Here is a 24036-nt window from a genome sequence, read left to right as displayed (position 1 = left end):
TTCGCTCCGGCGCTCGATCCCAAAAGTGTCAATTTCATTTGACACTCCTGCCGGGCGGGCATAGCCTCCCCGCATGGAGATCACACCCTCTCACAGCCTGCGGCCGGATGTCCCCGGCCTCTCCGCCATCGTCGCGCTCCTGAAGCCGATCACCTGGTTTCCGCCAATGTGGGCCTATGCCTGCGGAGCGATCGCGTCCGGCGCGCCGATCCACGCCATGGCGCCGACGGCGCTTCTCGGCATCGTGCTGGCGGGGCCGCTGCTCTGCGGTTCGAGCCAGGCGGTCAACGACTGGTTCGACCGGCATGTGGATGCGATCAACGAGCCGCACCGGGTCATTCCCTCCGGCCGTATGCCGGGCCGCTGGGGGCTGGCGATCGCGATTGCGACCTCGGGCCTTTCGGCGGCGGTCGCAGCCCTGCTCGGCCCCTTCGTCTTCGTGGCCGCCCTTCTCGGCATCGCCTTTGCCTGGGGCTACAGCGCGCCGCCCTTCCGTTTCAAGCGCAATGGCTGGCTCGGCAACGGCGTCGTCGGCCTCAGCTACGAGACGCTGCCCTGGATCACCGCCGCCGCCGCCCTGCAGGGCGGGACGCCCGCGCCGGAGACCCTCGCCGTTGCCCTGCTCTACGGCGTCGGCGCCCACGGCATTCTGACGCTCAACGATTTCAAGTCGATCCGCGGTGACCGGCTGATGGGGATCTCGACCCTGCCGGTGCTGCACGGAGCGGCCAATGCCGCGCGCATCGCCTGTCTCGTCATGGCCGTGCCGCAGATCGTCGTGGCCGGCCTGCTCGTCCACTGGGGCCTGCCGGTCCTTGCCGGCGTGCTGGCGCTGCTGATCGCGGTGCAGGTCGCCTGCATGGCGCGCTTCCTCGCCGATCCCGTCGGCCGGGCTGTCTGGTACTCCGCCATCGGCGTCGGCCTCTATGTCGGCGGCATGATGGTCACGGCGTTCGCCATGCGCGGGCTTGCCGTGTCCGCCGTCCCGTCAGCGGCCATGTAAAGGAGAAAGCGATGCGAGGCCTGCGCAGATGGCTTTCCGGCAGGACGCCGGCCGAGGGCCTCGGCTGGCTCGACATCCTCAGGCTCGGCCTCGTGCAGGCCGCGCTCGGCGCCGTCGTCGTTCTCACCAATTCGACACTGAACCGCGTAATGGTGGTGGAACTCGGCCTTGCCGCCGTCATTCCCGGCCTGCTGGTCGGCCTTCATTACGGCGTGCAGATCACCCGGCCGCTGTGGGGCCACCGCTCCGATGCCGGCGCCTCGCGCACGCGCTTCATCCTTGCCGGCCTGGCGCTGCTCGCCCTTTCCGGCACGCTGGCGGCCGCCACCACCTTTCTCTTCGAACGGGACCTCCGGCTCGGCCTTCTCGTCGCCGTCGTCGCCTATACGCTGATCGGCATCGGCATCGGCGCCAGCGGCACCTCGCTGCTTGCCCTCATCGCGACCCGCACGGCGCCGGGACGCCGGGCGAGTGCTGCCACCATCACCTGGATGATGATGATCCTCGGCATCATCGTCACCTCCATCGTCACCGGCGCCGTGCTCGATCCCTATTCGCATGCCCGCCTCGTCACCATCACCGCCCTGACGGGCGTGGTCGCCTTTGCCCTGGCCGTCCTCGCCCTGCTCGGCATCGAGCGCCGGTCCGTGTCCCTCGCCGCTCCGGCGCCGGAGAAGGCCGGCCTCGCCTTCCGCGACAGCCTGCGCGAGGTGTGGCAGGACCGCGAGGCGCGGCTTTTCACGCTGTTCATCTTCCTGTCCATGCTGGCCTACTCGACCCAGGACCTCATCCTCGAGCCCTTTGCCGGCCTGCTCTTTGCCATGACGCCGGGCGAGACGACGACGCTGTCCGGAACGCAGCACGCCGGCGTCTTCCTCGGCATGGCCGCCGTCGGCATCGGCGGCTGGCAGGCGGGGCGGCGCGCGCCGGCGCTGGCGCGGTTCTTCATCCTCGCGGGCTGTCTCGGCTCCGCGGCAGCGCTCGGCCTTCTCGTCATGGCCGCGGCGGCCGCGCCGCGCTGGCCGCTCGAGGCGACCGTCTTTGCTCTCGGCGTCGCCAACGGCCTTTTCGCGGTCGCCGCCATCGGCACGATGATGGGCCTTGCCGCCGACGGACGGACGCCCAATGCCGGCCTGCGCATGGGGGTCTGGGGCGCGGCGCAGGCCATCGCCTTCGGGCTCGGCGGCCTGACGGGCAGCCTCGTCGTCGATCTCGGCCGGCGCATGACCGCCTCCGACCGCGACGCCTTCATGATCGTCTTCGCGCTGGAAGCGGGGCTTTTCCTCGCCTCGAGCCTCGTGGCGCTCGGCCTTGGCCGAGGCGGGCCGGCGCGGGCGGCCGCACAGGCGGCGCCCTCCCGCCAACACCCCCTTCCGGCGGAGTAGACCCATGCAGACGCATCGCCACACCGATCCCGCAGCCGGCGCCACCCCGCCCGCGCTCGTCGACGTCGCCGTGATCGGCGGGGGACCGAGCGGCGCGATTGCCGCCGAATGGCTGGCGCAGCGCGGCTTTTGCGTGCTGCTCGTCGATCCCGGCGACCGGATAAAGCCCTGCGGCGGCGCCATCCCCTCCCGAACCCTTGCCGACTTCGCGATCCCGCCGGAGATGCTTGTCGCCCGCGCGGATGCCGCCCGCGTCATCGCCCCCTCCGGCAGGACGGTGGAGATGCGCATCGGCACTGCCGGTTACGTGGGCATGGTGGATCGCGCGAGCTTCGATCCCTATCTGCGCGGCCGGGCCGAGCAGGCTGGCGCGACGGCCTTCGCGGGTAAGCTCGACAGCATCGAGGAGCAACCGGGCGGGCTGCTTTCGCTGACGGTCGCGCCGGCGCGGTCGGCCATGCCGGGCGCCGGCCCCGTCACCGTGCGGGCCCGGATGGTGATCGGCGCGGACGGAGCGAACTCCACCGTGCGGCGCCTGATGTTCCCGCCCGCCGACAGGCCGCGTTACGTCTTTGCCTATCACGAGATCGTCGAGACCCCGGCGCAGCCGGAGGCGGCCGATTTTCGCGCCGATCGCTGCGACGTCGTCTATGACGGGCGCATCTCGCCGGATTTCTACGGCTGGGTCTTCCCCCATGGCGGACAGGTGTCCGTCGGCTGCGGCTCCGGCGTCAAGGGACACGACCTGCGCCGCGCGACCGGGGCGCTGCGCCAGGCCGCCGGCCTCGGGCAGGCGCGCATCCTTCGCCGCGAAGGCGCGCCGCTGCCGCTCAAACCCATGCGACGCTGGGACAATGGCCGCAACGTGCTGCTGACCGGCGATGCCGCCGGCACGGTTGCGCCCTCCTCCGGCGAGGGGATCTACTACGCCCTGCACTGCGGCGTGCTGGCGGCGCAGGCCGTGGAGGCCTGCCTGACGAGCGGCAGGCCGCAGACGCTGAAGACGGCGCGCAGGCGCTTCATGCAGGCGCATGGCCGCGTCTTCCTCATCCTCGGCCTTCTCCAGGCCGTCTGGTACCGCTCCGACCGGATGCGCGAGAAGTTCGTGACCATGTGCGCCGATCCGGACGTGCAGCGCCTGACCTGGGAATCCTATCTCGAGAAACGCATCGTCCGGCGCGATCCGCTCGCGCATCTGCGCGTTTTCCTGCGCGATCTCGGACAGTTGCTGACACCCGCCGCGAGGCAGAAATGAACGGCGTCGTCGCGTGGCTGATGGCGGGCTGGGTGGGTGCGCTGGCGCTTCTCGTCCTGTGGCTGGAAGTGGCCGTGCTCTGCCTTGCCGCGCCGCGTCCCGGCGCGCGCCTTGCCGTGCTGGCGCCCAATGCGCTTGCCGGCAGCTTCCTGCTGTCGGCCGTCGGCCTTGCGCTCGCCGGCGCAGGCGCGCTGCCGATCCTCGCGCTGATGGCGGGATCGCTCGCGGCCCACGGGGTGGACATGCTGGCCCGCTTCAGGCGGCCGGGTTCAGGCGCATGACGGCGCGGTTGAGAAAGGCGGCCGTGGTGACCCAGGCAAGATAGGGAAGGAAGAGCAGCGCGGCGAGCGGCGAGACCGGCCAGGCAGTGACGATGAAGACGACGATCGACAACCAGAGCACGGCAATGTCGGCAAGGGCGAGATCCATGCGGCGCAGGCCGAAGAACAGCCAGGACCAGGCGGCATTGACGAGGATCTGAACCGCCCAGGCGATCATCGGCAGCGACCAGCCGGCAAGCGTCCACACGCTCCAGCCCGCATAGGCGATGGCCGCGTAAAGCACCGACCAGACGACCGGAAAGGCCCATTTGGGCGGCGTCCAGCCGGGCTTGCGCAGGGTTTCGTACCAGGGCCCGGGTTTGAACACCGCGCCGCTCGAAGCGGCAAGGACCACGACGGCGATGATGATGATGGCGGCCATGGGCTCCCCCGGTGATCCAAATGCGTCCGCAGACAGTACATAAAGGTCCGCCTGGCGCAAGGCGGCGTCTCGTGCCCCACACCATCGCGCAGCGGACAGGAGGAGGCCTGCCCGCGACACCTGCCGGAGGATCGCCCCCGATGCGCCAGGGCGCGGACGGGAAGGACCTTCGTTTCGACTGTGCCTGAACCCTCGCGAAAGCGTCGTCGCGTCGTTCGTGAGGCACCCGGGAATCCATGAGGTTGCTTGAGGTTGCATGAGTTTGATTGTCACCGGACGGCCTCACGCGTGATGTGCCGTTCCGGTTCGCGAGCCGGGACACCGGATCGCGTTCATCGCTGGTAAACGCTTGCCCACATATCCCAGCCGTTACGGGAGGTAACGCATGTCCAAGCTTGTCGCATTCACCATCGCCATCGCCTGTCTCTCCGCCCCCTCGCTCGCCCTCGCCCAGGAGGGCGATGCGGCGGCGGGCAAGACCGTCTTCAACAAGTGCATGGCCTGTCACAACGTCGACACCGACAAGGCCAAGGTCGGCCCGTCGCTGAAGGGCGTGATCGGCCGCCAGCCTGGCTCCGTCGAGGGCTACAAGTATTCCACCGCCATGGTCGAGTTCGGCCAGGGCAAGACGTGGGACGAGGCCTTGCTGACAACCTACCTGCCCGACCCGAAGGGCCTCGTGAAGGGCACCAAGATGTCGTTCCCGGGCCTGAAGAAACCCGAGGACGTCGCCAACGTCATCGCCTACATCAAGACCTTCAGCGCCGCCAACTGAGGCGCAGCGGCCCTTGCCGGGCATCGCGAGACGACCGGCGCCATCGTGAACGTGACGGCTGACCGCCAGAACGATGACGCCGGCCCCGTCCTGCCTGTTATGCCCCGAAGATGTTCGCCGGGCGGTTCATCACCGCGGCGTGCAAGCCGCGATGACGAGACGAGGCTATGCCGCTGCGGCGAATTTTGAACAGGCCGGCATCAGGTGACGGATGGGGCGACGCGTCGTCGATGTCGCGATGACGCGTCCTGATCCTCAGCCGCCGCCGGACGGGCCGGCGGAGACCCTCCCGCCCGGCCGCTCAGGTCTGCTTAGGGGAGCGACGCCTCGCACCGCGCATCGCGCGGTCTCGCCAGGGGTTTCATGGCGTCCGGGCGTATCGGTGATCGTTCCGCGCGGGGCCCGGCCTCGACCCTCCCGCACAAATCCGCGCTGGTCGACGGCGCGATCACCGCTGTCTCGTGCCTCCTGTCGAACGTCACGTGTCACCAGGCCGGCCGTGGGAATGGTGAAGACCGCCTGACGAAATCGCCTTGAGCAGTGGTTGGCGCATGGTGGGGCGCGAAGACCTTCTCGCTCTCGGTCCCATAGCGGGCGGCACGAGGCGGCGGAGCGTTCCCCGCACGAACGGATCCGGCAGGGTTTCCTTTTCCGCAGCGTTGTCAGTCAGGCTTTCTGCCGGTGGCAGGAGGCCAGCATGGATGGAACGAACGCTTTCGCGGGATCTTCGAGGCGCGGGGGTGTTGCCGCGATTGACGGCGGCTTCAGCTTTCAGACGGCTGCGGCACGCCTTGGCGTCAGCGCGTCGAGCGCAATCCGCTGGCGCCGGGACATGCTCCGCAGCACGGTCAGGCGGCCGCAGGGCCGCGTGGCTTTGACCGGCCTTCGGCCAACATCGAAACCCATGGCGGGTTCATTCGCGCCTTGATGGCCGAACAAGGCGAGACGGCACTGACGTGTCATGCGAGCGAGCGCCGATCGGAGCTGACGCGTCCATTCGCGGATGCCGATCGGCATGATTGTCCACGGCCGATCGGCAAGCGCATCCCATGCCTCGCAGCCGTGGGTGACGATATCGCACCCCTGAAGATGCGGCTCGACAGCCCGTTGTCGCGCATGAACTGCCAGATCTTTCGGGCGAAGTCATTCCGGTGATCCCGGCGGCGGGAACACCGAGGTCACGGTGCCGGAGACCTTCAATTCCGGCGAGCTGCGCCATCCTGCCTGATCGAGCCTGCCTGATCGAGAATGAGAATGGCGCGCGCTCCGTCATCGACGGCAAGGCCGATCTCGGTGAGACGCTGCCGCAGGGCGTCGGTGTCGCCGGGGAGGACGAGACCTGAGCCCTTGCCCTTTTTCGGGCAGATCACGCCGAAGGCCGTGGCCCCCCTGCGGCCGCGGTCCATCCCTCGGTTGCAGATCGTCGGGCGCGGGAAGGTCAAGGCCCGACCGGTCCGATGGCCGGCGACGCGCCGATCCGCGAGCCCATCCCGATCGACCTGGATGCCTCCTGTGCCTCCGTCGACGGGCGGGACAGTCCCGAACGCCGGGGCAGGCCGCCGCGCCATCGGCAGCCCGGCGGCGCGCGGCGGCCGCCAATCCTGTCACCAGGCGGCGCGATAGATCGACAGGGCGTCGTCCTGCGTCAGGCGGCGCGGATTGTTGACGAGAAGCCGTTCCTGCTTCATCGCATCGGCGGCGAGTTTGCCGATGGCGCTTTCCGGCACGCCGGCGTCGCGCAGCCGCACCGGCATCTTCAGGTCGCGGGCGAGCGCGGCCAAGGCCTCGACGAAAGCCTCGGCCCTCACCTCGTCGGCCACCCTAAGCAATGCGGGGAAGGCGTCACCGGCGATCTCGGCATAGGCCCCGGCCGCCTCCGGCAGGTTGAAGCGCAGCACATGCGGCAGGACCAGCGCGTTCGAGAGGCCGTGCGGGATGTGGAAGGTGCCGCCGAGCGGATAGGCCAGCGCATGGACGGCGGCGACCGGCGAATTGGCGAATGCCTGGCCGGCGAGCATCGCGCCGAGCAGCATCGCGCCGCGCGCCCTGAGGTCTGAACCGTCGAACACCGCCGTCTTGATGTTGGCGCCGAGCAGCCGCAGCGCCTCGCGGGCGCGCATGCGCGACAGCGGGTTGTTGTTCGGGCTGGCCGAGGCATAGGCCTCGATCGCATGCACCATCGCGTCGATGCCGGTCGGCGCGGTCACGTTCGCCGGCAGGCCGAGCGTGAGCGTCGCATCCAGCACCGCGAGGTCCGGCAGGATCGCCGGGCTCGACACACCGCGCTTTTCCTCCTCGCCGACGGTGATGATCGCCACGGGCGTCACCTCCGAGCCCGTGCCGGCCGTCGTCGGAACCAGAACCAGCGGCAGGCGCGGTCCCTTCGCATTGCCGACGCCCCAGGCCTCCTCAAGCGCCTCGCCGGATCCGAGAAGGAGCGCCACGAGCTTGGCGACATCCATCGGCGAGCCGCCGCCGAAGCCGAGCACGCCGGTTACGCGCGCTTCCCTGCCCGCCTCGACCGCGCGCATCAGGGTCGCCAGCGACGGATCGGCCTCGACCGCGTCGAAGACCGTGCAGGCGGCGCCGGATGCCGTGAGCGAGGCGATGGCGCGGTCGGCGAGGCCAAGCATGCGGATGCCGGGATCGGTGACGACGAGCACGCGGGGGCCGAGGATCCGGCCTGCAAGGCCTGCGAGGTCCGCGGCCGCGCCCTCGCGGAAGACGATCGACCTGGTGGTGTGAAACTGGAACGGCTGCAAGGGCCCGCCCTCCGTCAATGGGCGATCTGCGGCGATGCGCCGAGATGGAAGGTGCGGTCGAGATAGATCAGCGGCTCGACGCCCTTTTCGCCGATCTTCACGTCGACGATACGCCCGAAGAAGATGGTGTGCGAGTGGTAGGGCATGGATTGCGTCACCGCGCAGTCGAACGCCACCAGCGCCGAGGACAGCACGGGCGAACCCGTCGCCAGCGCCTCCCAGTCGCCGCTCGAAAAGCGTTCGGCGCGTCGCGCGGTCGAAGAGAACTGGCCGGCGATGTCGACGCTGTCGGCGCGCAGGATGTTGACGCAGAATGTGCCGCTGCCGGCGATGACATCATGGGCCGACGCGGTCTGGTTGACGCAGATCAGCAGCGTCGGCGGATCGGCGCTGACCGAATTGACGGCGGTGGCGATCAGGCCGACGCGCGTGTCGCCGGTGCCGCTGGTGATCAGCGACACGCCCGATGCCAGCCGGCGCATGCCGGCCTTGAAGCGGTCGGCCAGGTCGGCCGGGCACGTTTCGAGATTCATCCTCATATCCTCTCGGCCGTTTCGTTTCGATCGTTGGTTACGGGCTGCGGCTCTCCGCATCGCGCTGCATCGCCCGCGTGGCGACGATGTTGGCGTCGCGCCAGCGCTGGCGCTCGGCCAGACGCTCGATCGGCGCCTTTTCCAGCATTTCGCGGTGGATGCGGCCGGCGAGGTCCGCCGGCCAGTCGTAATCGGTGCGAGCGCTGCGGCCCATATGGCGCATCATGCCGCCGAGATGGTCGACAAAACCCTGGAAGCCTCCGGGCGAATTGAGATGGGCGACCTCGAACGGCCCGATCGTCGCCCAGCGCAGCGCCAGTCCGTCGGTCACCACACGGTCGATGTCGGCGGCGCTGCAATAGCCTTCGCCGACCAGATGCAGCGCTTCCGCGACCAGCGTGTATTGCAGGCGGTTGAGCAGGAAACCGTCGATCTCCCGGTTGAGCGTCACCGGCTTCATGCCCATCGACGTCATGAACGCGCGCGTCCGGGCGACGGTGTCCGCGCTCGTCTTCGGCGTGCCGCAGAGTTCCACCAGCGGGATCAGCGAGGGCGGATTGACCGGATGGGCGACCAGCGCGCGCGCGCCGGTCTCGATGTCGAGGAACTGCGACCCCATGATCGCCGAGGTCGAGGATGCCAGCACCGCATCCGCCGGCGCATGGCGCTCGATCTCGAGGAAGGTCGCGCGCTTGACCGCGACATCCTCCTTCACCGATTCCTGCACATGCACGACGCCGGACACGGCGTCGGCGATGCTGTCGGCATAGCGCACCCGTGCCTCGATCGTCCCTGGCGGCTCGGACAGAAGCTCCGAGGCCTCCAGCAAGGACAGGGTCGCCGCCACCGCCTTGCGCGACTTTTCGTAGGCGTCCACGCCGCCGATGTCGTAGATCGCGACGTCCATCCCGCCGCGGGCGAACACCACCGCCCAGGCACTGCCGACGAGTCCCGCGCCGATGCAAGCGACCTTTGCCATGGTCATTCCGCCGCCTGTGCCGCGGGACGGGCCCATTTGCGCTCGAATTCCCAGACCTCCTCGAAGCCGATCAGGGTGTTGAATTCCTTGAACGGGAACAGCGGCAGGTTCGGCGAGTTCGAGGTGCCCTCCTGCTTCAGGACGGTGAAGGCATGCTCGGCGGCGTGCGCGGCGGCAAGACCTGTGATCGACGGGAAGATCGCCATGTGGTAGCCGATGTCGGCCAGTTGCCCGGCGGTCCGGATCGGAGTGAGGCCGCCATCGGCCATGTTGGCCATCATCGGCTTGCGCAGGCGCCGGCAGGCCTCGCGCATCTCGTCCTCGCTTTCCAGCGCCTCGACGAAGAGCACGTCGGCGCCGGCCTCGGCATAGGCCTCCATCCGCTTCAGCGCGCCTTCGAAACCGTCCGTCTGTCGCGAATCCGTCCGGGCGATGATGGCGGTGTCCGGGTTGGTGCGGGCCTCGCAGGCGACCTTGATCTTCTCGACCATGTCGAGCACCGGCACGACGCGCTTGAAGGGCGTGTGGCCGCATTTCTTCGGAAATTCCTGGTCCTCGATCTGGATCGCGGTGACGCCGGCCTCCTCGTAGCCGCGCACGGTGTGATGAACGTTGAGCAGGCCGCCATAGCCGGTATCGGCATCGGCAATCACGCCGGCATCGACCATGCCGCAGAGCGTGCGCACCCGGTCGACCATCTGCGTGTAGGTGGCGATGCCCACATCGGGCAGGCCATAGGCGGACGCCGTCATCCAGTAGCCGGAGGCATAGGCGAAATCGAAGCCGATCTTGTTGAAGACGGCGGCCGTGATCATGTCATGGACGCCGGGGGCGACGACGAAGGCGCCGGACTTCAGCGCGTCTTTCAGAACGGACTTCGGCATTTCAGGGTCTTTCCAGTGTTTGCATGTAGGTGATCGCCTCGGCTTCGCCGACGACGTCGCCATATTTGGCGTCCATGTCGAAGAGGTTGGCCTCGTGCGGCGCGGGATGGCGGTCGCCGACGGCATCGCGCACGATGATCGGGATGAAGCCGTGCGAACAGCAGTCGACGCAGGTGGCGCGCACGCAGCCGCTGGTGGAGACGCCGGTGTGGATCAGCGTGTCGACGCCCATCGAGGCGAGCGTCGAGGCGAGCGAGGTGCCGAAGAAGGCGCTCGGATACTGCTTCGAGATCACCAGCTCGTGCGGCTCGACCTCAAGCCCCTTCGGCCACTTTCCCATCGGGTTGCCCTCGACGAAATTGTGCAGCGTCATCGACTTCTGGTAGAAGCGGCCGCCATCGACGCCGCCCGGCCGGTAGACCACATTCGTGTAGATCACCGGCACGCCGTTGTCGCGCGCGACCTTCTGCAGCCGCAGCGCCGAGGCCAGCGCGTCCTCGCAGCCGGCATAGAGCGCGCAGCTTTCGTCGAAATAGGCCTCGACGAGATCGATCAGGATCAGCGCGGGCTTCTTGCCGAAGCCGATGCGCTTGCCGAAGGCGCGGCTGTAGTTGGCGTCGAGCGCTTCCTGTTCACGCGCTTCCTGTTCAGTCAAGGGCTTTCTCCCGTTCCAGATCGTCGAAGGTGGCGAGCGCGTCGCGCCCGAGAAAGAGCCACGGGCTCTCTTCGCGCTGCCGCGCCTCGAAGGCCTCGATCTCGCCTCTGTCGTGGCCAAGGATCGTGCCGATCTCGTCGAGCCCCTCCAGGAGGGCGTGCCGGCGATAGGGATCGATGTCGAAGGCGATCACGGTCTCATCATACAGGATGATCGTCTGGGAGCGGAGATCGACGGTCAACGTTTGCCCCTCGCCCGCCGCCTGCCGGAGGGCTGCGAGATCGGCGCCGGACTTGACGATCGGCAGCACGCCGTTCTTGAAACAGTTGGCGTAGAAGATCTCGCCAAAGCTTTCCGCGATCACGCAGCGTATGCCGAAATCGGCGAGCGCCCAGACCGCCTGTTCGCGGCTCGAGCCGGTGCCGAAATCGCGCCGGGCGACCAGGATCTGCGCCCGGTCGTAGGGCGCGACGTCGAGGATGAATTTCCGGTTCGGGGTCGCATTGTGCCGACGCTCGTGGAAGGCATGCCTGCCGAGGCCGGCCTTGTCGAGCAGCAGCAGGAAGCGTGCCGGGAAGATGATGTCGGTGTCGACCGCATCCTCGTCCAGATAGGCGGCGACGCTGGAGATGGTGGAGAATGGCTTCACGGATTGCGCCCCATCTGGCGGACATCGGTCAGGCGGCCGGTGAGCGCCGCGGCCGCGGCCATGGGCGGGCTCATCAGGTGGGTGCGCCCGCCCTTGCCCTGGCGCCCCTCGAAATTGCGGTTGGAGGTGGAGGCGCAGCGCTCGCCTTCGGCGAGGCGATCGTCGTTCATCGCCACGCACATGGAACAGCCGGCGGCACGCCATTCGAAGCCGGCGTCGATGAAGATGCGGTCGAGGCCTTCTTCTTCGGCCTGGAGGCGCACGGCCATCGACCCCGGAACGACGATCGCCGCGACGCTCTCAGCCACCTTGCGGCCCGAGACCACGTCGGCCGCCTTGCGCAGGTCTTCGATGCGGCCATTGGTGCAGGAGCCGATGAAGACGCGGTCGATGCGGATGTCCGACAGCGCCATGCCCGGTTCCAGCGCCATGTAGTCGAGACTGCGCTCGATCTTCGCCCGGCGGCCGGCATCGGGCTCGGCGGCCGGATCCGGCACGGTGCCGGTGATCGGCGCGCATTCCTCCGGCGTCGTGCCCCAGGAGACGAAGGGGGCGAGCGCGCCGACGTCGATGACGACCTCGCGGTCGAAGACGGCGCCCTCATCGCTGGCGAGGCTCAGCCAATCCGTAACGGCGCGGTCCCACAGCGCGCCCTTCGGCGCGAGCGGCCGGCCTTTCAGATAGGCGATGGTCTTTTCGTCCGGCGCGACCATGCCGACGCGGCTGCCGGCCTCGATCGACATGTTGCACAGCGTCATGCGCTGCTCCATCGAGAGGGCGGCGACGGCGGGGCCGGCATATTCGATGGCATAGCCCGCGCCGCCGCCGACGCCGATCGTGGCGATGATCGCCAGGATGAAATCCTTGACCTCGACGCCCTCCGGCCGTTCGCCCTCGAGCCGGATCCGCAGGGTCTTCTGCCGGCGCTGGCGGAGCGTCTGGGTCGCGAATACGCATTCGCATTCGCTGGCGCCGATGCCGAAGGCGATGGCCCCGAAGGCGCCATGGGTGCAGGTATGGCTGTCGCCGCAGACAAGCGTCGTGCCCGGCAGCGTGAAGCCGAGTTCCGGGCCGATGACATGGACGATGCCGTGCCGGCGGTCGCGCACCGGGATATAGGGAATTCCGAAGGCATGCGCATTCTCGACCAGCCGCGCCACCTGCCGGCGCGCGAGCCCCTCGGCCAGCGGCAGGCTTCGATCGGTCGTCGGCACGGCATGGTCGGCGACGGCGAGATGGGCGTCCGCACGGCGAATGCCCCTGCCGTTCTCCGTCAGCCCGGCGAAGGCCTGGGGGCTCGACACTTCCTGGACGAGGTGCCTGTCGACGTAGAGAAGGGCGCTGCCGTCGTCATAGGTTTTCACCACATGGCGGTCCCAGACCTTGTCATACAGGCTCGATGGCTTGATCAATGCAATGCTCGCGCTTCACGCTCTCCGCCCGGCGCTACCGCGCCGGCGGGGATAATCAGAAAATGACTTTCGCCGGTTCACTTTGACCCTTGCGTCGTCGGCTCAGGCGGAACTATACTCAGTTTGCATGCGCATGCAATAACTTTCCGCCGACGCGGCAAAGAACGTAAAGAGGAAGGAATAGCGATGAGACTGGGAGTCGACGTAGGGGGCACGTTTACCGACCTGCTCCTGCATGACGATGTGACCAAGAAGACCTATCAGGCCAAAACTCCGTCGACACCCGAGGATCAATCGATCGGCGTCGCCAATGGCGTGAAGTTGATCTGCGAGAAGGCCGGCATCGCGCCGAAGGACATCTCGCTGATCCTGCATGGCACCACGGTCGCGACGAACGCAGTGTTGGAAAACAAGGGTTCCCGCGTCGGCCTTTTGGTGACGGAAGGCTTCGAATACACGCTGCATCTGGCGAAATCCTGGACGCCCGGGCCGCTGTTCGGCTGGATCGTCATGGACAAGCCGGATCCCCTCGCCTCGCTCTCGGACACCCGCGGCATCCCGGAGCGCATGAATGCGCGCGGCGAGGTGGTGCGCGCGCTGGACATCGAGCGCGCCACCCGGCTCATCGATGATCTCTGCTCCTCCGGCATCGAGGCCCTGACCATCTCTCTCATGCATTCCTATGCAAATGCGGCGCATGAACAGGCGCTCGCAAACATCGTGCGCGAGCGCTTTCCGGAGATCCCGGTCTCCGTTTCGTCCGACATCCTGCCGGAATTCCGCGAATACGACCGGGCCATCACGACGGTGATGAACGACTATGTCCGACCGATCATGAAGCGCTATCTCGGCCGCATCGAGAACCGCCTGAAGGACGACGGCGTCACCGCGCGCCTCCACATCGTGCGCTCCGACGGCGGGCTGATGAGCGCGCAGGCGGCCTCCGAGCGTCCCGTCCACACGGTTCTTTCGGGGCCCGCCGGCGGCGTCACCTCGACTGTGATGGTCTCGCGCCGCACCGGCATCGGCAAGCTGCTCGCCTTCGACATGGGCGGCACCTCCACCGACGTCTCCGTGATCCTCGACGGCGAGCCGACCATCTCGCGCTCGACGGAGGTCGGCGCCTTCCCAGCCAAGGTGCCGACGCTCGACGTGCGCTCCGTCGGCGCCGGCGGCGGCTCGATCGCCGAGGTGTCGGAACTCACCAAATCGCTGCGCGTCGGCCCGCGCAGCGCCGGCGCCCGTCCGGGACCGGTCTCCTACGGGCGCGGCGGAACCGAACCCGCCGTCAGCGACGCCAATGTCGTGCTCGGCTACCTGCCGCCGGTGCTGCTCGGCGGCGACATGACGCTCGACGTCGAGGGCGCCCGCAAGGCGGTCGGCAAGATCGGCGAGGCCCTCGGCCTGTCGCCGGAGGATGCCGCCCAGGGCATCATCGACATCGCCAACGAGGTCATGCTCGGCGCGCTGCGCGTCATCACCGTCCAGCGCGGCCTCGACCCGCGCGATTTCGGCATCGTCGGCTTCGGCGGCGCCGGTCCGCTGCACGCCAATGCCATGGCCGAACTGCTCGGCTGCTATCCGGTGGTCATCCCGGCCAATCCGGGCGTTCTCTCGGCCCTCGGCTTCCTCGAGTCGGAGTTCAAGAACGAATTCGTGCAGACCTTCATCCGCTCGACCTCGGCGCTCGACCCGAACGACATCTGGAACCGCTTCGGCCAGCTCGAGGAGAAGGCGCGCCACTGGCTCGACGAGGAAGAGGTTCCCGAGGCGGACCGGACGCTGAAATACTCGCTCGACCTGCGCTACGAGCAGCAGGGCTTCGAAGTGGCGATCGACATCGACAGGCATGTGATCGCCGGACGCGGCGATCTCGCCCCGGTCTTCGAGGCGTTCCATGCGACGCATGAGCGCCTCTACGGCGTGCGCTTCCATGTGCCGGTGGAACTGGTCGCGCTGCGCGTCATCGCCACCGGCGCGACGCTGCCGGTGGAAGAGGCGGCGGCCGCCGCGGCATCGGGCGGCGACACCGGCGCGCTGATCGAAACACGACCGAGCTATTTCAAGGGCCGGTGGATCGACACGCCGAACTACGACCGCTCCAGGCTGGCCGTTGGCGAAAAGGTCGCCGGGCCCGCCATCATCCGCCAGTACGACACGACGACCGTGCTCTTGCCCGATCATTATGCCGAGGTCGACCGGCACGGCAACCTGCTGATCTGGCCGAATTCGAAGGGGAACTGAATCCATGAGCAACGTTGATCCGATCACCCTCGACATCATCGAGAACGCCCTCAAGAACGCCCGCTTCGAAATGGACGGCGTCGTGGTGCGCATCGCGCTCTCCCCCGTCATCCGTGAACAGCACGACGAATTCCCGATGATCTGCAACGCCCGCGGCCAGATGGTCGTCGGCCAGTTCGGCTCCTACATCCCGGCGATCGTCGAACAGTTCGAAGGCGACATCAACGAAGGCGACGTCTTCGTCTGGAACGATCCCTATGCCTGCAAGGGCTCCATCTCGCACAACAACGACTGGTGCGTGATGATGCCGATCTTCCACGAGGGCGTGCTCGTCGGCTTCTCGTCGATCTTCGGCCACATGGTCGATGTCGGCGGCAAGGTGCCAGGCTCCATGCCGTTCGACGCGCGCAGCATCTGGGAGGAAGGCCTGCGCATCCCGCCGGTCCGCATCTTCGAGAAAGGCGTGATGAACCGGGGCGTGCTCGACATCATGCTCAACAACACGCGCACGCCGGACATGAACCGGGCGGATCTGATGGCGCTGATCGCCGGATGCCGCACGGCCGCCACCCGCGTGCGCGAGCTTTGCGACCGCTTCGGCCGCGAGACCTACATGAACGCCTGCGACATGCTGCTCGAGCGTACCCGCGACGCGATGAAGGTGCTGATCGACAAATACATCTCCGAGGAGCCGGTTTCCTTCACCGACTATGTCGACGACGACGGCGTCGGCAACGGTCCCTTCAAGATGACGCTGTCGATCTACAAGCGCGGCGACAAGGCCGTCTTCGACTGGACCGGCACGGACGACCAGGCGGAAGGGCCGATCAACTTCCACATTCACGAGGGCCTCTGCAAGCTGTTCTTCGGCGTCTATATGATCATGGCCTTCGATCCGTCGATTCTCTTCAACGAGGGCTTCTACGATCTGTTCGAGGTCGTGCTGCCCGAGGGCAGCCTGCTCAATCCGCGCTTTCCCGCAGCCCTCTCGAACCGCCTCAACACCCATACGCGCTTCTTCGACTGCCAGGCCGGCGCGCTCGGCCAGCGCGCGCCGCACCTGTCGATGGCGGCAGGCTACGGCACCAGCCCGCACTTCATCTTCACCGGTCACGACAAGGACAACAAGTATTTCCAGCTGATGGAACTGCTGTTCGGCGGGGTACCGGGCCGTCCGCGCGGCGACGGCCTCGACGGCCATGCCTGGTGGCCGCTCTTTTCCGCGACGCCGATCGAATATATCGAGAACTACTATCCGGTTCTGGTCGAGAGCTACCGTCCGATCCGCGATTCCGGCGGCGCCGGGCTCAATCGCGGCGGCGCCGGCATCGAGAAGGTCTATCGCGTGCTCGAACCGGGCAAGGTGTCGATCCATGACGACCGCGAGGTGGTGCCGCCCTGGGGCATCAATGGCGGCCAGTTCGGCGGCACGTCGAGCAAATGGCTGATCCGCAGCGGCACCGGTGAGCCCGAGCGCATCCCGTCGAAGATCGACAATCTCGCGGTCAATGCCGGCGACGTCGTCGTCTTCAACACGGCAGGCTCGGGCGGCTGGGGCGATCCTCTCGACCGTCCGGCCGAGACCGTCGCCCGCGACGTGCGCTACGACCTCGTCTCTGTGGAAAAGGCCCGGGACGCCTATGGCGTCGTCCTGACCGCCGACATCACCGTCGACGATCTCGCCACGGCCCGGCTGCGCGAGGGCATGCGCAAAGAGCGCGGCGAACCCGAACCCTTCAATTTCGGCTACTTCCCGCCGGCCGAGGCCGCCGAGTAAAGCCGCAGACATCGCAACAGGAGCCCGCCGGTCCCTCCGGCGGGCAATTTTTTGAGGCGCTGCTGAAGGATCGGAGAGCGCTCCAGACGGCACTCCAACATGAATGCGCATTCAGCGCCGTATTCTGGTCAAGACCGGCAACGCCGGCTTTCAGCGGCGCGGGACGGTGGCGCCCCAGATCATCTCGCCCGGCAGGGGGTGGTCCTGGATGAGGTCGAGCGGCTTGATCGCGTCGTCGAGATGCAGGAGCTCGATGGTCTCCGCGACCATCTGCGCCATCGGCTGGCTGACCGTCGTCAGCTGGTAGGTGGGCCGCGCGCTTTCGGGGATGCCGTCGAAGCCGGCGACCATGATGTCCTCGGGAATCCGTTTGCCGTAGCGGATGCGCAGAGTGTCCATCGCCCCCATCGCCATGATGTCGGCAATGCCGAACACCGCATCGGGGAACGGTTTGCCGGTCTCGGCATGCATGTCGATCGCCGCCGCGCCGCCGTCATAGGAGGAGCGGCCGGGATAGTCGAGGATCGCATCCCGCCGCACGCCGGCTTCGAGCAGGCGCTCGACGAAGCCGCGCACGCGGTCCTGACTGGTCGTGCCGTTCGGATCGCCGGTGATCATCATGAACGAGGCGGCGCCCGCCGCCAGAAAGGCATCGGCGATCATCCGCCCGCCGCCGACATTGTCGCAGCGCACGCCATAGGCACCGCTGTGCGGGATGTAGCGGTTGAAGAGGATGACGGGGATGCCCCGGTCGTGGCACAGATTGATCATCCGCGTCGACAGTTGCGCCGAGGTGAGGATCACCGCGTCCACCTGGTATTGCAGCACGCGCAGGATCGCCTCGTCCGTGCCCATACCCTCGCCCAGCGTGAAGGTCAGCGTCTGCCGCCCTTTTCGCTGCAGGTCCTGGCTGAAGGCGTGGAGAACGTGGACGTAGAAGGGGTTTTCCAGGCTTCCGAGAATGATCGCCACCATGTTGGACCGGTTGGTGGTCAGGCTGCTGGCGATCGAGTTCGGAACGTAGTTCAGCTTGCGCGCCGCGTCGAGGATCTTCTGCCGGGTCGTCTCCTTGATGCTCGAGCCGGGCGTGAAGGCGCGCGAGACGGCCGACTGGGACACGCCTGCAAGTGCCGCGACATCGAACGATGTCGTCCTGACGGAGGCGGCGCGCGTCTCCGTCCCCTTCGAATTCGTATTCATTCTGAATGTCCTCTTTGGGACCAGTGTAGTTGCTGCGCCGCAGAACGCAACTTCCGAACAGTCCGTGGTCCCCGTTTTTCACCATGCCGGCGGCCCCGTCAAGCCGATGGAATATTGACAGACGCCCTCCTGCCGAAGTAATGAATACGCATGCAAAAATGAGGAGTGACGTTGTGGAAATCATCAAGGACGCGGCCCGGGCGAGCGCGGTCGAGGAAGCGGATGCGGGCGTGCGCCGGACGGTCGAGACCATTCTCGCCGACATCGCCAGCCGAGGCGACGAGGCCGTGCGGGCGCTGTCGGAGAAATTCGACGCCTGGTCCCCCGAGCGCTTCCGCCTCGGCGACGCCGAGATCGAGGCCGCTCTTGCCAAAGTGTCGAAGGCCGACCTCGAGGATATCGCCTTCGCCCAGGCGCAGGTGCGCAACTTCGCCGAGCACCAGAAGGCGGCGCTGCGCGACATCGAGGTCGAGACCCTGCCCGGCGTCGTCCTCGGTCATCGCAACATTCCGGTGAATTCGGTGGGCTGCTACGTTCCGGGCGGCAAGTATCCGATGGTCGCCTCGGCCCATATGAGCGTGCTCACCGCCAAGGTCGCCGGCGTCAGGCGCGTCGTCGCGGCCGCCCCGCCGTTCAAGGGCGGCGCCCATCCGGCGATCGTCGCCGCCATGCACCTGGCCGGCGCCGATGAGATCCTCGTTCTCGGCGGCGTGCAGGCGATCGGCGCCATGGCGCTCGGCACGGCGTCGATCGCGCCGGTCGACATGCTGGTCGGTCCGGGCAACGCCTTCGTCGCCGAAGCCAAGCGCCAGCTCTACGGCCGCGTCGGCATCGACCTCTTCGCCGGACCGACCGAAACGCTGGTCATCGCCGACGACAGCGTCGACGGCGAGCTCTGCGCCACCGACCTGCTCGGCCAGGGCGAGCATGGGCCGACCTCGCCCGCTATCCTGCTCACCACCTCGCGCAGGCTGGCGATGGACACGCTGGCCGAGGTCGAGCGGCTGCTCGGCCAGTTGCCGACCGCCGACATCGCCCGCGTCTCCTGGCACGATTTCGGCAAGGTCATCCTCTGCGACAGCGAGGCGGAGATGCTCGCCGTCGCCGACGACATCGCCTCCGAGCATGTGCAGGTCATGACCCGCGATCCCGACTACTTCCTCGAAAACATGACGAATTACGGCGCCCTCTTCCTCGGGCCGCGCACCAATGTCGCCTATGGCGACAAGGTCATCGGCACCAACCACACCCTGCCGACCAGGAAGGCCGGCCGCTATACCGGCGGTCTCTGGGTCGGCAAGTTCATGAAGACCTGCACCTATCAGAAGGTCCTGACCGACGAGGCCAGCGCCCTGGTCGGCGAACGCTGCTCGCGGCTGTCCCTGCTCGAAGGCTTTGTCGGCCATGCGGAGCAGGCCAATGTCCGCGTCCGCCGCTATGGCGGCAAGAACGTCGCCTATGGCGAACCCGCGCTCTGACAGCCGGTCTTCGGGCTCCCTCTGAACAGGATGCGCCGCCGGACGGAAGACCGGCGGCGCATCTCTGTGTCCGGGTCGGTGGAGCCTGCGCTCAGGCCGCCGTCCAGCCGCCATCGACCGGCAGCACGACGCCGGTGATAAAGGACGCCTGCGGGCTCAGCAGGAAGGCCGCCGCCTGCGCCGTCTCGTCGGCATGGCCGAAGCGGCCGAGCGGGTGGCGCTGCCGCGCCTTCTCCCGGCTGTCGGGGGAGATGTCGCGGAAGGAGCGGGTCATCATCGGCGTCTCGGTGGCGCCGGGCGCGACCGCGTTGACGCGGACCCCGCGTTCGGCGCAATCGAGTGCAAGGCTGCGGCACATCGCGTTGATCGCACCCTTGCTGGCGGCATAGGCGACGCAGTCGCGCCCGCCCGAAAGGGAAAGCTGCGACGAACAGAGGACGATGGAGCGCAGTCGCGAGGTTTCGAGATGGGGCAAGGCGGCGCCGACGGCATTGGCCGTGCCGATGACGTTGACGTCGAGGACCCGGCGCCAGTCGCCGGCCGTGCGCGCCTCGATCCGGCCCGGCATCTCGATCCCGGCGAAGGTGGCGAGCCCGTCGATGGCGCCGAGACGCGCGGCGATCTCGCCCATCCGCGCGGCGCAGGCAGCCTCGTCGCACACATCGAGGGTATGGCGGATGATCTCGCCGTGGAGGTCGTCGCCAAAGGCGAGGTCGAGGCTGACGACGGTCGCGCCTTCGGCAAGAAGCAGGTTGGCCGTCGCCAGCCCCAGCCCCGATCCGGCACCGGTGACGACGATCACATGGCCGTCGAAGCGCCGGCCCGCCGCCGTCTCAATACCGGTTGTGCCGGAGCCAGTCGACATAGGTTCGCAGTCCTTCCTCGAAAGCGATCGCCGGCGTCCAGCCGAGATCGCGGGCCGCAGCCGCGATCGACATGACGCCGTGTGTCTCGACGCCCTCCATCGGGCCGGGCCCGACGGTGGCCGTGACGCCCGGCACCTGGCCTGCGACGAGGTCGAAGATCCGGCCGACGCGCACGGTGTCGCGGCCATTGATGTTGTAGGCGGCCTGCCCCAGTGACGGTGCGTCATGGGCCGCGAGCACGGCGGCGACGACATCGTCGATGTGGACGAACTGCAGCCGGTGGCTTGCGCCCGAGGCCATGGCATAGGCCTCGCCCTGCGCCGAGCGGACGATCGGCTGGATGATCGCGTCGGTCACCCTGCCCGGCCCGTAGACCCAGCCGATGCGCAGCGCGACCGCGCTCAGCTTGAAGAGGCGGTGATAGGTCTCGACGACGAGGTCGGACGCGGCCTTCGACGTGCCGTAGACGGTCGAGGCGCGAAGCGGCGCGCTCTCGTCGACGGTCTCCATGCCCTCGGGCGTGTCGCCATAGGCCGAGACCGAGGAGAGGGTGACGACGCGGCGCATCCCGTGCGCGGCGGCGAGCGACAGGAGCTGCGTCGTGCCGCGCATGTTGATGTCGATCAGTTCGGCGGGATTGTCGGCAAGAAGCATCGGCCCCGAAATACCGCCGCAATGGACAATGGAGCCGCAGCGCGCCACCGCCGGCGCATGCCGGACGAGGTCGCGCACATCGGCCGTGTAGAACGCCACGCCGTCCGGCAGGTCCGTGCGCGGGCGGGCGACGTCGGTCGCGATGACCCTGTCGCCGCGTGCTGCGAGCGCCGCGAGGACGCGGCTGCCGATATAGCCGGCCGCGCCCGTCAGGAACACGGCCTTCTCTCTTGTGCTCACGGTTCGTGTCCTCCCGTCAGCCGATGTCGGTTTCTTCACGGCCGCGGGCGAACTGCGACACGGTGACGGCGAGGATCAGCGCGGCGCCGTTGAAGACGCTGGTCACCCAGAGCGGGATGCCGAGCATGGTCAGCCCGGTGATGCCGGTCGCCAGGAAATAGACGGCGATGACGGCGCCCCAGGGATTGAACCGGCCGGGAATGATCGCGGTCGCGCCGAGATAGGCGGCGGCGAAGGCCGGCAGCAGGTAGTTGAGGCCCGAAAACGGATCGGCGGCGCCGAGCAGCCCGGCATACACGATGCCGCCGACCGAGGCGAGCACGCCGGAGGCGACGAGGCAGCCGACGCGCACTCGGTCGACGTCGATGCCCGACAGGCGCGCCACCTCGCGGCTGCGGCCAACGAACAGGATGCGGCGGCCGAGCGGCGTGAACTCGAACACCAGCCAGATGACGATGGCGATCGCGATCACATAGTAGAAGGCATAGGAAATGCCGAAGAGCCGGCCGCGCGACACCATGTCGACCAGATGGGGCGAGATGCCGCCGATGGTCGAGGAATTGGTCATCCACTGCACAAGGCCCGTCAGCACCGAGGTCGTGCCGAGCGTGACCACCAGCGAGGGAATGCGGACATAGACGATGAAGAACGAATTGATAAGGCCGATGATCAGGCCGAAGACGAGCGCGATCGGCAGCACCGCACCGATCGGCAGCTGGTAGACGACGTTGAGCACGCCGACCGTCACCGCCGACATGGTCAGGGTCGCGCCGACCGAGAGGTCGTAGTCGCCCGCCGTCAACGGGATGATTAGCGCCAGCGCCAGGATCGCGCCGGGGGACTGGGTGGCGAACAGGATGGAGAAATTCATCCAGCTGAAGAAGATCCCCGGAAGCAGGATCGAGAAGACGACGATGATGGCGAGCCAGACGGCGACGAGCGCGAAGCGCTCGACGTGACGGCCGATCTTCTGCCGGGACGCCGCCGGCTTGGCGCTAAGCTGCGTCGAGACTTGAGTGACCATAACAGGCCTCCGCTATGTTGTCCTTGCTGATCTGGTCGCCGACGAGCTCGTTGACGATGCGCCCGCGGGAAAAGACCAGGACGCGGGTGCACAGATCCGCCAGTTGTTCGAAATCGGAGCTGGCGCACAGGACCGCGGCGCCGCCGGCGGCGGCCTTGCGGATCACGTCCCAGACCTGCTGGCGGGTGCCGACGTCGACGCCCTGCGTCGGCTCGTCGAGCATCAGGAGCTTCGGGTGGCGGATCAGCCATTTGGCGAGCAGCACCTTCTGGGCATTGCCGCCGCTGAGCGCGCCGAGCCGCAAGGCCGGATCGTTCGGCCGCACCTCGTATGCGCTCGACAGTTCCGCCGCCCGCCGGGCGATCGCCTTGCGGCGCAGGCCGAACCTGCCCATGAAACGGTCGAGGTCGAGGACGAGCATGTTGTCGGCGACGCTGAGGCTCGAAACGCCGCTCGCCTTCGGCCGGTCCGAGGGCAAAAGCGCGATGTGGCGGCCGACGGACTGCCGGGGCGTGACCGAGGCGAGGTCGTAAGCCTCACCGTCGAGCGCCAGCTGCCCGCCCTTCGCCGGCGTGGCGCCGAAGACGAGATAGGGCAGCCGCTCGAAGCCGGACCCCAGAAGGCCGGTGAGGCCGAGGATCTCGCCTTCGGCGATCTCGATCCTCGGCACATGCAGGCCGGCTTCCGAAATATCCGTGATCGCCGCCTTGATGCGCCGGCTGGCGCGGTCGCCCGCGACCGAGGTCCTGCGCACGATGCGTCGGCCGATGATGCCCTCGACGAAGTCGTCGTGGGAGGCCTCACGGGTCACCAGCGACCCGCTGACGGCGCCGTCGCGCAGGATGGTGGCGCGGTCGGTGATCTCGCGCACCTCGTCGATGTCGTGCGAGATGAAGATGACGCTGTCGCCCTGCGACGCCACCTGGCGCACGAGTTCGAACAGGCGCTCCACGCCCTCGCGCGGCAGGAAGGGCGTCGGCTCGTCGAGGATGAGCAGGCCGTGCGAGCCGCTCTTCGTCTCCGCCGCGCGCAGGTCGTCCGCCGCCCGCACGATCGCCAGCAGGGCGCGATCGATCTGCGAGATCGCGCCGGTACGCGCGTCGAGATCGAGCGCGATGCCGAACCGGTCGAGCGCGGCGCGAGCCGCCACGCGTTCGGCCCGCCAGTCGATCCGGCGCTTCGACCGGTCGGTGACGGAGGCGACCCGCATGTTCTCGAGCACCGACAGCGACGGCACGAGGCCGAGATTCTGGTGGACGAAGGCCATCTGGTGATCGCGGAACGCGCCCGCGCGCATCGGCAGCTCCAGCGGCCTGCCGAAGACGGAAATCGAGCCGCCCGGATCGGGCGCGTGGAAGCCCGACAGGATCTTGACGAAGGTGGACTTGCCCGAGCCGTTCTGCCCGAGCAAGCCGTGGACTTCTCCAGCACTGACGGTGAAGTCGATGCCCTTGAGGGCGCGCGCGCCGCCGAATGTCTTGGCCACGCCGGAGACGAGCAGCGCCGGCACTAGGCCTTGCGTCCCGTCCCCTGTCGTCGGTGGGTTCCTTTCCGCCATG

The 24036-nt window shown here is 67.9% G+C and carries 22 protein-coding genes and 1 pseudogene; 8 read left to right on the top strand and 15 right to left on the bottom strand.

The window, feature by feature from the left end:
- Nucleotides 1–73: 73 nt before the first annotated feature.
- The 4 genes from chlG to ACEVQ6_RS14760 are packed head-to-tail and all read left to right on the top strand — an operon-like array spanning nt 74 to nt 3924.
- Nucleotides 74–1003 carry a chlorophyll synthase ChlG gene (chlG, locus tag ACEVQ6_RS14775; RefSeq protein ID WP_374889783.1) on the top strand — a complete coding sequence of 310 codons (930 nt, stop codon included), beginning with the start codon at nt 74–76 and terminating at the stop codon, nt 1001–1003.
- A gap of 11 nt (nt 1004–1014) precedes the next feature.
- Nucleotides 1015–2388 carry a BCD family MFS transporter gene (locus tag ACEVQ6_RS14770; protein ID WP_374889781.1) on the top strand — a complete coding sequence of 458 codons (1374 nt, stop codon included), beginning with the start codon at nt 1015–1017 and terminating at the stop codon, nt 2386–2388.
- 4 nt (nt 2389–2392) lie between these two features.
- Nucleotides 2393–3643 carry a geranylgeranyl diphosphate reductase gene (locus ACEVQ6_RS14765; RefSeq protein ID WP_374889779.1) on the top strand — a complete coding sequence of 417 codons (1251 nt, stop codon included), beginning with the start codon at nt 2393–2395 and terminating at the stop codon, nt 3641–3643.
- On the top strand, nt 3640–3924 hold the full coding sequence (locus ACEVQ6_RS14760; RefSeq protein ID WP_374889777.1) for a hypothetical protein: 285 nt from the start codon (nt 3640–3642) through the stop codon (nt 3922–3924). The genes ACEVQ6_RS14765 and ACEVQ6_RS14760 overlap by 4 nt, the downstream gene beginning before the upstream one ends.
- Here the strand turns inward: ACEVQ6_RS14760 and ACEVQ6_RS14755 are convergent.
- Nucleotides 3899–4345, bottom strand: coding sequence for a TspO/MBR family protein (locus tag ACEVQ6_RS14755; protein ID WP_374889775.1), 447 nt, complete (start codon nt 4343–4345; stop codon nt 3899–3901). The genes ACEVQ6_RS14760 and ACEVQ6_RS14755 overlap by 26 nt on opposite strands.
- Nucleotides 4346–4730: 385 nt before the next feature.
- On the opposite strand from ACEVQ6_RS14755, the gene ACEVQ6_RS14750 reads away from it, so the two are divergent.
- Nucleotides 4731–5120, top strand: coding sequence for a c-type cytochrome (locus tag ACEVQ6_RS14750; protein ID WP_374889773.1), 390 nt, complete (start codon nt 4731–4733; stop codon nt 5118–5120).
- Between the two features lie 771 nt (nt 5121–5891).
- Here the strand turns inward: ACEVQ6_RS14750 and ACEVQ6_RS14745 are convergent.
- The 9 genes and pseudogenes from ACEVQ6_RS14745 to leuC form a co-directional block, all read right to left on the bottom strand.
- Complete coding sequence (locus ACEVQ6_RS14745; RefSeq protein ID WP_374889772.1) at nt 5892–6137, bottom strand: hypothetical protein; 246 nt, start codon at nt 6135–6137, stop codon at nt 5892–5894.
- Nucleotides 6138–6316: 179 nt separating this feature from the next.
- A complete protein-coding gene (locus ACEVQ6_RS14740; protein WP_374889770.1) occupies nt 6317–6562 on the bottom strand; it encodes a hypothetical protein in 246 nt (81 codons plus the stop codon).
- A 162-nt stretch (nt 6563–6724) separates the two neighbouring features.
- Entirely contained in the window at nt 6725–7882 is a 1158-nt protein-coding gene (locus ACEVQ6_RS14735; protein WP_374889768.1) for an iron-containing alcohol dehydrogenase, read from the bottom strand.
- A gap of 14 nt (nt 7883–7896) precedes the next feature.
- Entirely contained in the window at nt 7897–8415 is a 519-nt protein-coding gene (locus ACEVQ6_RS14730; RefSeq protein WP_374889767.1) for a flavin reductase family protein, read from the bottom strand.
- Nucleotides 8416–8452: 37 nt separating this feature from the next.
- Nucleotides 8453–9394 (bottom strand): 3-hydroxyacyl-CoA dehydrogenase, encoded by a 942-nt coding sequence (locus tag ACEVQ6_RS14725; protein ID WP_374889766.1) that lies wholly within the window; start codon nt 9392–9394, stop codon nt 8453–8455.
- 2 nt (nt 9395–9396) lie between these two features.
- Nucleotides 9397–10278: an isocitrate lyase/PEP mutase family protein gene (locus tag ACEVQ6_RS14720; protein WP_374889765.1), complete on the bottom strand. Its 882-nt coding sequence runs from the start codon at nt 10276–10278 to the stop codon at nt 9397–9399.
- A 1-nt stretch (nt 10279) separates the two neighbouring features.
- Nucleotides 10280–10933, bottom strand: coding sequence for an isochorismatase family protein (locus ACEVQ6_RS14715; RefSeq protein ID WP_374889764.1), 654 nt, complete (start codon nt 10931–10933; stop codon nt 10280–10282).
- Nucleotides 10934–10988: 55 nt separating this feature from the next.
- A pseudogene (gene leuD / locus ACEVQ6_RS14710) lies at nt 10989–11582 on the bottom strand (3-isopropylmalate dehydratase small subunit); the annotation flags it as partial.
- Entirely contained in the window at nt 11579–13000 is a 1422-nt protein-coding gene (gene leuC, locus ACEVQ6_RS14705) for a 3-isopropylmalate dehydratase large subunit (RefSeq protein ID WP_374889972.1), read from the bottom strand. The gene leuC and the pseudogene leuD, both read right to left, overlap by 4 nt.
- Nucleotides 13001–13180: 180 nt before the next feature.
- Here leuC and ACEVQ6_RS14700 point away from each other — a divergent pair, with 180 nt between their 5' ends.
- Together ACEVQ6_RS14700 and ACEVQ6_RS14695 are read left to right on the top strand one after the other, a co-directional pair.
- Nucleotides 13181–15238 (top strand): hydantoinase/oxoprolinase family protein, encoded by a 2058-nt coding sequence (locus ACEVQ6_RS14700; RefSeq protein WP_374889763.1) that lies wholly within the window; start codon nt 13181–13183, stop codon nt 15236–15238.
- Between the two features lie 4 nt (nt 15239–15242).
- Nucleotides 15243–17015, top strand: coding sequence for a hydantoinase B/oxoprolinase family protein (locus ACEVQ6_RS14695; RefSeq protein WP_374889762.1), 1773 nt, complete (start codon nt 15243–15245; stop codon nt 17013–17015).
- A gap of 150 nt (nt 17016–17165) precedes the next feature.
- On the opposite strand, the gene ACEVQ6_RS14690 is transcribed toward ACEVQ6_RS14695, so the two are convergent.
- A complete protein-coding gene (locus ACEVQ6_RS14690) occupies nt 17166–18215 on the bottom strand; it encodes a LacI family DNA-binding transcriptional regulator (protein WP_374889761.1) in 1050 nt (349 codons plus the stop codon).
- 158 nt (nt 18216–18373) lie between these two features.
- On the opposite strand from ACEVQ6_RS14690, the gene hisD reads away from it, so the two are divergent.
- Complete coding sequence (gene hisD / locus ACEVQ6_RS14685) at nt 18374–19693, top strand: histidinol dehydrogenase (protein WP_374889760.1); 1320 nt, start codon at nt 18374–18376, stop codon at nt 19691–19693.
- A 91-nt stretch (nt 19694–19784) separates the two neighbouring features.
- On the opposite strand, the gene ACEVQ6_RS14680 is transcribed toward hisD, so the two are convergent.
- Genes ACEVQ6_RS14680 through ACEVQ6_RS14665 form a run of 4 tightly spaced genes read right to left on the bottom strand, consistent with a single transcriptional unit; the run spans nt 19785 to nt 24035 of the window.
- Complete coding sequence (locus ACEVQ6_RS14680; protein WP_374889759.1) at nt 19785–20558, bottom strand: SDR family NAD(P)-dependent oxidoreductase; 774 nt, start codon at nt 20556–20558, stop codon at nt 19785–19787.
- On the bottom strand, nt 20527–21453 hold the full coding sequence (locus ACEVQ6_RS14675) for an NAD-dependent epimerase/dehydratase family protein (RefSeq protein WP_374889758.1): 927 nt from the start codon (nt 21451–21453) through the stop codon (nt 20527–20529). Before ACEVQ6_RS14675 ends, ACEVQ6_RS14680 begins: the two co-directional genes overlap by 32 nt.
- A 16-nt stretch (nt 21454–21469) precedes the next feature.
- On the bottom strand, nt 21470–22477 hold the full coding sequence (locus tag ACEVQ6_RS14670) for an ABC transporter permease (protein WP_374889757.1): 1008 nt from the start codon (nt 22475–22477) through the stop codon (nt 21470–21472).
- Nucleotides 22449–24035 (bottom strand): ATP-binding cassette domain-containing protein, encoded by a 1587-nt coding sequence (locus ACEVQ6_RS14665; RefSeq protein WP_374889756.1) that lies wholly within the window; start codon nt 24033–24035, stop codon nt 22449–22451. The genes ACEVQ6_RS14670 and ACEVQ6_RS14665 overlap by 29 nt, the downstream gene beginning before the upstream one ends.
- Nucleotide 24036: the final 1 nt, after the last annotated feature.

It is taken from the genome of Ensifer soli, assembly GCF_041928815.1.
Taxonomy (GTDB): domain Bacteria; phylum Pseudomonadota; class Alphaproteobacteria; order Rhizobiales; family Rhizobiaceae; genus JBHFEI01.
The sequence above is the reverse complement of the archived record's forward strand: the minus strand, read 5'-3'. Positions and strand labels throughout refer to the sequence as shown.